Source organism: Actinosynnema sp. (genome assembly GCF_052038725.1).
The window spans coordinates 1-10,696 of sequence record NZ_JBQGCX010001292.1; the positions used below are offsets into that span (position 1 = coordinate 1).

Below are 10,696 nucleotides of genomic sequence, written 5' to 3' on the forward strand. Positions count from 1 at the left end.
CGCTGCCTCATGCCGCCGGAGAACTCGTGCGGGTACTGCTGGGCGCGCCGGTCGGGCTGCGGGATGCCCACGAGCTCCAGCGCCTCGACGGCCTTGGCCAGCGCCGCCTTCTTCGAGACCTTGTGGTGCGCCCGGTACGCCTCGGCGAGCTGCCAGCCCACCGTGTAGACCGGGTTCATCGAGGTCATCGGGTCCTGGAAGATCATGGCGATGTTGTTGCCGCGGACCGGCTGCATCCCCTTGTAGGACCGGCCGACCAGCTCCTGCTCGCGGAACTTGATCGAACCGCCGATCTTCGCGGTCTTGGGCAGCAGGCCCATGATCGCCATCGACGACACCGACTTGCCCGAGCCCGACTCGCCGACGATGCCGAGGACCTCGCCCGCGCCGAGCGTGAACGACACGTCGCGCACTGCGTGCACGGTGCCGTCCTCGGTCGGGAAGTCCACCGACAGGTTCTCCACCCGCAGCAGCTTCTCGCCCGCGGCGTTCTGCGCCTTCTTGGGTGCGCCCATCACGTCGTCCAACTCACTCATGCCTTAACCCTCTTCTGCCGCGGGTCGAAGGCGTCCCTGAGGCCGTCACCGATGAAGTTGACCGCCAGCGAGATCAGCACGATGAACACGAACGGCAGGAAGAACAGCCACGGGTGCAGCGTCAGCTCGTTCTTGTTCAGGCTGATCATGAGGCCCAGCGAGGTGTCCGGGCTCTGCACGCCGAGGCCGATGAACGACAGGGCCGCCTCCAGCAGCACGGCCTGCGCGATCGCCAGCGTCGCGTTCACGATGATCACGTCGATGGTGTTGGGCAGGATGTGCCGGAACACGATCCGCCACGTGCTCGCGCCCAGGGCGCGGGCCGCCTCGACGAACTCCTTCTCGCGCAGCGACAGCACCATGCCGCGGATCACGCGGGCGATGGACAGCCAGCCGATGAGGCCGAGGTAGACGGCCACGACGAGCCAGTTGGAACCACCGGAGATGGTCGCCACGAAGCTGCTGCGCACCAGCACGGCCGCGATGACCAGGCTGGGGATGATCAGCAGCAGGTCGATGAACCGGCTGATCAGCGCGTCGACCCAGCCCCGCAGGTATCCGGCCAGCGCGCCCAGCACGACGCCGATCACCGTGGACACCAGCGCCACGACCATCGCGATCTGCAGGGAGAACTGGGTGCCCCGGATGATCTGGGCGACCATGTCGCCGCCGAGGCTGTCGGTGCCGAAGGGGTGCTCGGCGCTCGGCGGCAGGTACCGCCGGAAGCCCAGGTCGGTGTAGCTGTGCTGCCACAGCAGTCCGCCGAAGAAGGCGAACAGCACCAGGACCACGAACAGCACGAGGCCGAACAGCGCGGCCCGGTGCCGGGAGAAGCGGGTGAGGATGACCTTCCACTGCTTCTTCGCGGTGGTGCTGTCGAACTGGCTCGCCTCAGCCTTCTCGGGCGCGGGCGCCTGCGCCAGCGGGGAACCCATGTCAGTCAAGGCGAATCCTCGGGTCAAGGAAGGCGTACAGGATGTCCGCGATCAGGTTGAACAGGACGATGAAGATGGCCGTCAGCATCATGAAGCCGAGCACCTGGTAGGGCTCGATCTTCTCGATGGCCTTGACGATGTAGTTGCCCATGCCCGACCAGCCGAACACCGTCTCGGTGATGACCGCGCCGCCGAAGCCCGCGCCGATGTTCAGCGAGGACATCGTGATGACGGGGATCAGGGCGTTGCGGAACGCGTGCCGGAAGATCGTGCGCGCCTGCGAGATGCCCTTGGCCTGCGCGGTGCGCACGTAGTCGGCGTTCAGGGTGTCGAGCATGGAGGCGCGCTGGAAGCGGCTGTAGAGCGCGAACTGGATGACGACCAGCGAGATGGTGGGCAGCAGGTACGCGCCGGAGTACTGGAACACCTGCTCGCCGAAGCTGCCGCCGAAGCCGTCGCCGGGCGGGCCCGCGGTGATGATCCAGCGGTCCAGGCCGAGCGACTCCAGCCAGTTGTTCAGCTCGATGCCGCCCGCCTTGAGCACCAGGGCGACGCAGAAGAGGGGCATCGAGAACATGGCGAACGATATGCCGGTCGCCGTGTAGTCGAAGACCGAGTACTGCTTCACCGCCCCGATGACGCCGACGGCGACGCCGAGGGCGAGGGCGATCAGCTCGGCGGCGAGGATCAGCCGGAGGGTGACGCCGAAGGCGGTGAGCAGGGTCTCCTTGACCGGCTTGCCCGCGTTGCCGGGGACGACGGTCTGGCCCCAGTCACCGGTGACGAAGTCGCCCGCCCAGTCGGTGTAGCGCTCGACGACGGGCTTGTTGTAACCGGTCAGTTCGTAGGCGGCGGCGATCTCCGCCTCGGTGCGGGGCTTCTGGAGCTTCCACTCGCCGAGGGGGTCTCCCATGGCGGTGGTCAGCCCGAAGCACAGGAACGAAGCCACGATCAACAGCGGGATCGAGATCAGAACCCGCCGGATGGCGTAACGGAGCATACGAGGTCTCTAGTCTCCCTAGGCCCTCCCGCGGGGGACGTGGTGGGGGCCTACCGGAGGCTGACGGCGTTCGGGGGACCGGTGCTGGTGCACCGGCCCCCCGGACGGATGGGTCGTGCGCTGGAGCCTGACGGCTCAGCAGATCAGCAGCAGCTCAGCGCGACTTCTTCTGCCAGGCGTACAGGGTCCACGTGATGCCACCCGCGACACCGATGTAGCTCACCGGGCTGTAGTCCGAGGACGAGGCCGTGAAGTCGGTGTGCTGGAACAGCGGGATGCTCGCCAGGTCGGCGCGCATGGTCTTGTCGACGTCGTTCATCAGCGTGATGCGCTTCTCGTAGTCGAGCTCGCTGTTCGCCTTCGCCCACGTGTCGGTGACGGCGGCCGAGTCGTAGTTGTTGTAGTTCGCCGAACCGCCCTTGGCCTTCTGGGCGTAGTTGCCGAACGCGCCCGCCTTCAGCGGGGCGCCGACCCACGCGAACAGGGCGGCCTCGAACTCGGAGGCCGGGAGGCGCTTGTCGTTGAAGTCGGCGGCCTCGTCGGCGATGACCTCGATGCCCGCCTTGGCGCAGGACGCCTGGACCAGGCGCACGGTCTGCGCGCGACGGGTCACGGTCTTGTGGCTCAGCTTGAAGGACGCGCGGAACTCGCCCTTGGTGTAGACGTTGTCGCCACCCAGGGTCCAGCCACCGGCCTCCATGACCTTCTTGGCGGCCTCGGCGTCACCGTCGGCCAGGTCGGAGTAGTGGTCCTCGTAGCCGACCTCGTTGGGCATGAAGGTCAGGCTGCCCAGGGGCTTGGCGCCCGGCTGCACGTCCTGGACGAGCTTCTCGACGATCTCGGTCCGCGGGGTGCAGATCGCGAACGCCTCGCGGAGCTCCTTGTTCTGGGCGAACAGGGGGTTGGCCATGTTCAGGTCGATGTGCTCGTAGGTCTGGCCACCGCTGGCGAAGACCGTGTAAGCGTCGTTGCCCCGGAGCTGCTGCGCCACGGCGTTGTCGGCCTGCGGCGCGATCGCCTGGACTTCCTTGTTCTGCAGCTGCTGCGCCGCGGACTGGGCGTCGCGGTTCGTCTTCAGGATGACCTTGGACGGGCCGCCCTTGTTGCCCCACCACTTCGGGTTGCGCTCGAGGACCGTCTGGTCGCTCAGGTCGGCCGAGGTGATGGTGTACGGGCCACCGGAGAGGGCGACGTCGGCGTTCCAGCCGTTCCAGCCCTTGGTGAAGAACTCGGCGGCCTTCTTGACCGTCTCGTCGTTCTGCGCCGGGGTGATCTTGGTGATGTCCTCGATGCCGGTCTTCTGCTCCAGCACGTGGGCCGGGAGCAGACCGTCGCTGCCGGGCTGCGAGAACAGGCCCCGGTAGTCGGCGTACGGCTTGCTGAAGGTCGTGGTGATCGTCTTGTTGCCGTCCGAGCACTCGAGCTTCGAGATGTCCTCGTAGCCGGTGGGGGTGGCGTCGAAGATCGAGGCGGACTCGCCGTCGGAGGTCGTCGTCCTGGCCTGGCTGGTCGCGGCCAGCCACTTCAGGTGGAAGTCCTTGCAGTCGATCGGCTGGCCGTCGGACCAGACCGCCTCCTTGCGGACCTTCCACTCGATGACCTGCGGGTCGTTCGAGGTGACCTTGATGGACTCCATCAGGTCGCCGTCGACCTTGATGACGACCTTGCCGTCGACCAGGTCGACGATGTACGGCGAGGGCTGCACGTTCGACAACGCCATGGTGCTGGCGAAGTTGTTCGTCGCACCCGTGAAGTTGTTGTAGTTGCTGAAGCCCTCTTCGACGGCGATCGCGACCTCGCCGATGTCGTCGACGGCCGGACGCTTGAAGATCTCGTCCTGGCCCCCGATCGCACCGGGGTTCGAGTCCTGCTGGCCGCCTTCGCCCTCGCTGCCGGCGCCGCCGCCGCCACAGGCGCTCAGCAAGAGCGCCGCACTGGTCATCAGCGCGAACGCCGAGACGGTCTTTCTCCTCATCGACACGTGCCCTCCTAGCACCGGGTTGGAGCGGACCTCTGACCGGACTCCACACCCTTAACGTTGATGTGCCAAACGCGCCCCGAACCGACACACCGGTGCGAACGATAAGAAGGTGTTAGACGGATGGTCACTGCCCAGCGCTTGATCGTGACCAAAGGGTGACACGCCGGTAGCAGCGCGCTACACCGTCGTTACCGGACGGGGGTCTTCGTTAACCGGTTGACGGGAATACTGTCAATAATGCCCGGCTGACGACGTGTGCACCAGGGGGTTCCCCGGTTTGTGCGGTGACGCGCTTCAACGGTCTTCCCTCCGCCAGGCGGCGGCCCCGGAAAGGGGCCCGGCGAAGGGCGCGCCGGAGGCCACGCCCTGCGCCTGCGGGAGCACCACGAGCAGGTCCGTCACCTGGAACAACGGCAGGGAGACGGCCTGCTGCCAGAGCAGCGGCTCGACCTGGGCGAGCGCGTCGGACAGCAGGAGGCGGCCGGTCAGGGCCTCGTCCACGATCTTCTGAACGGCCGGGTCGCAGAAACCGGCGGGATTCCCCGGAAACGTTGTCGAAGATCCGGTGTTGTCCGGTTCGGGGCAGCCGAAAGCTGACGCCAGAACTGTGCCGGAATCACCGGAGCCGACAAGCGGGACAACGGCGATGTCAACAGTTCGATCACCTTGTCCGCCGGTGCCGCCGGGGTCGGCCAGCAGTTCGCCGAACAACTCGTCCGGTGGCGTTGTCAGGACCTCCGACTCGATTCCGGACAATGACAGCTGGCGTTGCACCTGGTTGGCGATCGTCGCGTACGGCTCGACGCCGCCGGGCGCGGCGATCACCAGCTCCAGCGGACGCCCGTCGCGGCCCCACCTCCCGCCGTCGGGGCGGGTCAGCCCGGCCTCGGTCAGCAGCGCGGCGGCGTCGACCCCGCCCTGGGGGGCGGTCGCCCGGTAGCCGGGCCTGGACGGCGGCACCACGAGCGAGTCGGCGCGCAGCGCGGCGCCCGGTCCCCCCCTGGCGCCGACGCCGATCAGCTCGTCCCGGTTGAGCAGCGCGCGCACGGCGGTGCGCACCTTCACGTCGGCCAGGTTGGGGGACGCCGGGCGGAACAGCACCTGGACCACCTCGCCCCTGGGGACGGCCTCGGTGGTCAGCGGGGTGGTCTCGGCGAGCTTCGCCAGGTTCGTCGTGGTGATCGAGTCGGCCCGGACCAGCGCGACCTGGTCGTCGCCGCTGCGCAGCGCGTCGAGCGTCGCGGACTGGGTCGCCCGGCGCAGGATCACCCGGTCGAGGGCGGCGGGCTGCTCCCAGTAGCGGTCGCTGCGCTCCAGGATGATCTCGCCGCGCGGCTGGTCGAGGGTGCGCACCGCGAACGGGCCCGCCGTGGCGGGGAAGCTCTCGGTCAGCGCGGCCGACCAGCCGCCGGGGGCGTCCTTGAGCAGGTGGGCGGGCAGCAGGTCGCGGAACAGGTCGCGCCACGCCGGGTAGGGCTCGGCGAAGACGACCTCGACGACCTTGCCGCCCTCGCGGGAGCGGATGTCGGAGATCAGCCGGTAGCCCGCCGGGTTGACCACGCCGGGCTCGGAGCGCATCCGCTGCCACAGGTAGACGAAGTCCTCGGCGGCGATCGGCGCGGCGTCCGACCAGGAGGCGTCCCGGCGCAGGGTGTAGGTCACGGTGTACGGCGCGGCCCCGGTGACCTCGGCGCCGACCAGCAGCGTCCGGTCGAGCGCGGGGCTGCCGTCCGGGTTGGAGCGGAAGGCCGACGGGAGCAGCAGGCTGCTCAGCGCGGTGGTGACCGTGGACTGCGCGGCGAGCGTGTGCGGGTTGTAGCCGCCCTTGACCTCGTCGACGCCGACGACGACCTCGTTCAGCTTCTCCTTGGGCACCACGGTGACGCCGGGCGTGGTGGGGACCAGGGGCGGCGGCGGGGTGATCGAGCACGCCGACAGGGCCAGCAGCGCGGCGAGCAGCCCCGCGCGCCGGAGGAAACCCCTGGGCCTGGTCATGCCCTGAGGGTCCCACGCCGCCCCCGACTACCGACCGCTACCCCCGGTGATCATCGCCACCGGACGCGGGCGACCTCGCGCGCGGGGGATGTCATGCCTGGTCAGCGGCCTGCTTGAGGGGTTGTCCGGTCGACCGGGGTGGTCCGGACAACAGGGACGCAGGGTGCTCGGGCGCTCACCTGCGGCGCACGCGCCCACCAGGTGGGACGCCCCCGGAAAGCCCGAGGGGCGCCCCGCCGGGCGTGCGGGCGGGCCCCGGGGGGGCGCGCGTGCGGGCCGCCCCCGCACCCCCGGGGGCCCGCCCGGAGGGGGGGCCGGGGGGCCCTCGGGTCGGCGCTCGTGCGCTCAGCCGCGCAGCTTGGCGCGGTTGCGCTCGCGACCGCGCTGGTTGGCGTCCAGGGTGACCTTGCGGACCCGGACGACCTCCGGCGCGACCTCGACGCACTCGTCGGCGGCGCAGAACTCCAGCGCCTCCTCCAGCGACAGCTTCCTCGGCCGGGCCAGCGTCTCCATGACGTCGGCGGTCGAGGTGCGCATGTTGGTCAGCTTCTTCTCGCGGCAGACGTTGACGTCCAGGTCCTCGGCGCGGGGGTTCTCGCCGACGACCATGCCCTCGTACGCGTCCGCGCCGGGCTCCACGAAGAACGTGCCGCGGTCCGCGAGCTGGATCATCGCGTAGGCGGTGATCGAGCCGGTGCGGTCGGCCACCAGCGAGCCGTTGTGGCGGGTGCGGATCTCGCCCGCCCACGGGCCGTAGCCCTCGGCGACGGCGTTCGCGATGCCGGTGCCGCGGGTCTCGGTGAGGAACTCGGTGCGGAAGCCGATCAGGCCGCGCGAGGGCACGACGTAGTCGAGCTTGATGCGACCGGTGCCGTGGCCGTCCATCGTCTCCATGCGGCCCTTGCGGTTCGCCAGGAGCTGGGTGATGGCGCCGAGGTGCTCCTCGGGGGCGTCGATGGTCAGGCGCTCGAACGGCTCGTGGGTCTTGCCGTCGACCTGCTTGGTGACCACCTGCGGCTTGCCCACGGTGAGCTCGAAGCCCTCGCGGCGCATCTGCTCGACCAGGATGGCCAGCGCCAGCTCGCCGCGGCCCTGCACCTCCCAGGTGTCGGGGCGCTCGGTGGGCAGCACGCGGACGGACACGTTGCCGACCAGCTCGGAGTCCAGGCGGGCCTTGAGGACGCGCGCGGTGAGCTTGGTGCCGCCGTTGCGACCGGCCAGCGGCGAGGTGTTGACGCCGATGGTCATCGAGATGGCGGGCTCGTCGACGGTGATCCGGGGCAGCGGCTCCGGGTTGTCGACGTCGGCCAGGGTGTCGCCGATGGTGATGTCCGGGATGCCCGCGATCGCCACCAGGTCGCCCGCGCGGGCCTCCTCGGCGGGGACGCGCTCCAGCGCCTCGGTGATCAGCAGCTCGGTGATGCGCACCTTCTGGACCGAGCCGTCCTCGCGGCACCAGGACACGGTCTCGCCCTTGCGCATCCGACCGGCGGCGACGCGGCACATCGCGATGCGGCCGAGGAAGGTCGAGGCGTCCAGGTTGGTCACCAGCGCGCGCAGCGGCGCGTCGGCGTCGCCGGTCGGGGCCGGGATGTAGTCGAAGAGGACCTTGAACAGGCTGTCCAGGTTCTCCTCGTCCGGCAGGCCGCCGTCCTCGGGCTGGTTCAGCGAGGCGCGACCGGCGCGGGCCGAGGCGTAGACGACCGGCAGGTCGAGCACGGAGTCGTCGGCGCCGACCTCGGTGGCCAGGTCGAGCAGCAGGTCGTGGGCCTCCTCGACGACCTCGGAGATCCGGGCGTCGGGGCGGTCGACCTTGTTCACCACCAGGATGACCGGGAGACCGGCGGCGAGGGTCTTGCGCAGCACGAAGCGCGTCTGCGGCAGCGGGCCCTCGGAGGCGTCGACGAGCAGCACGACGCCGTCGACCATGGAGAGGCCGCGCTCGACCTCACCGCCGAAGTCGGCGTGGCCGGGGGTGTCGATGACGTTGATGACGATGTCGCCGTCCGGCGTGTGCCTGCGCACAGCCGTGTTCTTGGCGAGGATCGTGATGCCCTTCTCGCGCTCCAGCTCGCCCGAGTCCATGACCCGGTCGACGAGCTCGGCGCGCTCGGAGAAGGCGCCTGACTGGCGGAGCATGGCGTCGACCAGGGTGGTCTTGCCGTGGTCAACGTGCGCGACGATCGCCACGTTGCGCAGGTCGTTGCGGACCAGCGTTTCCTTGATCGACGCAGTGGCCGTGGGCACGCGGAACTCCTAGAGCTTCAGTCGCTGGGAGGCCGGGCGCCGGACAGGTTTTCACGCGCGCAGCCGTCCTACAGCTTACCGCGCCACCACACCCCTACCACACAGCGCCAGCGGTGAGGTCAGCCTCACCCCGGGGTGGGACGCCCGACAGGAGGAGATGACCACGTGGGAGCGAAGGGCAAGAAGAAGGACGGCAAGAAGGGCGAGAAGAAGGTCAAGTCCAAGTGCTGCCGGTCCACGCCGAGGTGCAAGCGGTGCCCGGTGGTGGTGTTCCGGAAGGCGAAGGAGAAAGCCGCGCGCAAGGCGGCGGAGGGCGGGGCCTGAGTCGCGGGAACCGGGCGCGGGCCGGGCCGCGCGGAATCGGGTCGCGCGGAATCGGGGCACGGCGGTCGGTCGCGCATTCGGCCGATCGGGGTGTCCTCGGGAAAGAACGGGAAGAAAGCGAATTTCGCTCTGCTTTTTCCGCTCCGGTCGCGCTGGCGGGGCGGGGGTCGTGCGGGTCGTCGCCCGGGTCGGCGCGCGCGGGTGTCGCGCGCGGGGCGTCGTCGTCCGGCGGCGTGGGCCGCGGTCGCAGCCGGCGTCGCACCGCCCGGTGTCCCCTCCACCGGGCGGTGGAGGACGACGGTCACGCGATCAGGTGGTCAGGGTGGCTTCGTTGACCCTGAGCAGCTCAGGGGCCGTGCGCGTGGCCTGGAACTCCACCACCTCGTGGCGGACCAGGTGCCGGATGGCGAGGGGGTCGGTGGCCAGCAGGGCGTCCAGCTGCCCCCGGCGCATGGGGCGGGCGAGTATGACGTCGCCGTCGCGCGGGACCTGCCTGCCGGAGGCGAGGAAGTGCCCGGCCTGGTACTGCCTGGCCAGCCACTCGCCGTGTTCGGGGAGGGAGCAGTCGACTACGTCCAGCGGTTTGGTGTACCGCAGCAGCACGATGTACATGCCCCGAAATGTAGACCTGTTCCCCACGGGTAAAACACGTTATGATCCCCGCTATGCGCGCTCTTTACCACTTCTGGTGGACCACCTCGCGGTGGCCCGCTTAACTGTGCGCGTTCAGTGACCACAGGCCGCCCGCCGGGGCGGCCTTCGTGTTCTTCGGAGGGGTTCCGCTCGGGCGGGCCCGTTTCCGGAGGAACCAGTGACCAGGCTTTCCGCGATCACCCCGTCGGGCCACGTGCAGCTCGGCAACCACCTCGGCGCCGTGCGGCGCTGGGCGCGCGAGGGGACCGCCGACGACCTGTACTTCATCAGCGACCTGCACGGCATGACCACCCCGCACAACCCGTCCAGGCTCCGGTCGCTGACCGCGGAGCAGCTGGCGGTCGCGGTGGCGGCGGGCGTCGACCCGGCCAGCGTGTTCGTGCAGTCCGACCTGGTGCGCGAGCTGGGGGCGCTGACCTGGGTGCTGGAGTGCGCGTGCAGCTACGGCGAGGCGGCGCGGATGATCCAGTTCAAGGAGAAGTCGACCGGCCGCGACTCGGTGCGGCTGAGCCTGCTGACGTACCCGGTGCTGATGGCGGCGGACATCCTGCTGCAGGGGGCCGACGAGGTGCCGGTGGGCGAGGACCAGGCGCAGCACGTGGAGCTGGCGCGGGTGCTGGCGCGGCGGTTCAACGGCACGTACGGCGAGGTGTTCGTGGTGCCCAGCGCGGTCGTGCCGAGGACGGCGGCGCGGGTCAGGGACCTGGCCGACCCGAGCCGGAAGATGGCGAAGTCGGCGGTGGACGCGGCCGGGACGGTCTTCGTCCTCGACCCGCCGGACCTGGTGCGGCGCAAGATCCGGCGGGCGGTGACGGACCGGGTGGGTGTTGTCAGGCACGACCCGGAGGGGCAGCCGGGGGTGTCGAACCTGCTGGAGATCACGGCGGCGTGCACCGGGAAGGACGTCGAGGAGCTGGCGGCGGGGATCTCGTCGTACGCGGAGCTGAAGGAGACCGCGGCGGAGGCGGTGGTGGAGGAGCTGCGCGGGGTGCGCGAGCGGGCGCTGGCGCTGCTGGAGGACGTG

9 protein-coding genes are annotated in these 10,696 nt (G+C 69.9%); 2 read left to right on the plus strand and 7 right to left on the minus strand.

Annotated features, from left to right (window positions below; genetic code table 11):
- The 6 genes from ACTUAL_RS27285 to typA form a co-directional block, all read right to left on the minus strand.
- Positions 1-536 (minus strand): ABC transporter ATP-binding protein (locus ACTUAL_RS27285; RefSeq protein WP_440902251.1); only part of this gene is annotated, 536 nt, incomplete at its 3' end.
- A complete protein-coding gene (locus tag ACTUAL_RS27290; RefSeq protein ID WP_096491517.1) occupies positions 533-1,471 on the minus strand; it encodes an ABC transporter permease in 939 nt (312 codons plus the stop codon). The genes ACTUAL_RS27290 and ACTUAL_RS27285, both read right to left, overlap by 4 nt.
- A 1-nt stretch (position 1,472) precedes the next feature.
- Positions 1,473-2,471 (minus strand): ABC transporter permease, encoded by a 999-nt coding sequence (locus tag ACTUAL_RS27295; RefSeq protein WP_096491516.1) that lies wholly within the window; start codon positions 2,469-2,471, stop codon positions 1,473-1,475.
- Positions 2,472-2,625: 154 nt separating this feature from the next.
- Positions 2,626-4,446: an ABC transporter family substrate-binding protein gene (locus ACTUAL_RS27300; protein WP_440902252.1), complete on the minus strand. Its 1,821-nt coding sequence runs from the start codon at positions 4,444-4,446 to the stop codon at positions 2,626-2,628.
- A 300-nt stretch (positions 4,447-4,746) separates the two neighbouring features.
- Positions 4,747-6,447 carry an ABC transporter family substrate-binding protein gene (locus tag ACTUAL_RS27305; RefSeq protein WP_440902253.1) on the minus strand — a complete coding sequence of 567 codons (1,701 nt, stop codon included), beginning with the start codon at positions 6,445-6,447 and terminating at the stop codon, positions 4,747-4,749.
- 345 nt (positions 6,448-6,792) lie between these two features.
- Positions 6,793-8,694 (minus strand): translational GTPase TypA, encoded by a 1,902-nt coding sequence (typA, locus tag ACTUAL_RS27310; RefSeq protein ID WP_096491514.1) that lies wholly within the window; start codon positions 8,692-8,694, stop codon positions 6,793-6,795.
- Between the two features lie 165 nt (positions 8,695-8,859).
- On the opposite strand from typA, the gene ACTUAL_RS27315 reads away from it, so the two are divergent.
- Positions 8,860-9,018: a hypothetical protein gene (locus ACTUAL_RS27315; protein ID WP_440902254.1), complete on the plus strand. Its 159-nt coding sequence runs from the start codon at positions 8,860-8,862 to the stop codon at positions 9,016-9,018.
- Positions 9,019-9,327: 309 nt separating this feature from the next.
- Here the strand turns inward: ACTUAL_RS27315 and ACTUAL_RS27320 are convergent, their stop codons facing one another.
- Positions 9,328-9,630: a YciI family protein gene (locus ACTUAL_RS27320; RefSeq protein WP_096491513.1), complete on the minus strand. Its 303-nt coding sequence runs from the start codon at positions 9,628-9,630 to the stop codon at positions 9,328-9,330.
- 199 nt (positions 9,631-9,829) lie between these two features.
- On the opposite strand from ACTUAL_RS27320, the gene trpS reads away from it, so the two are divergent.
- Positions 9,830-10,696: tryptophan--tRNA ligase (gene trpS, locus ACTUAL_RS27325; RefSeq protein WP_440902255.1), on the plus strand; the 867-nt coding region annotated here is incomplete at its 3' end.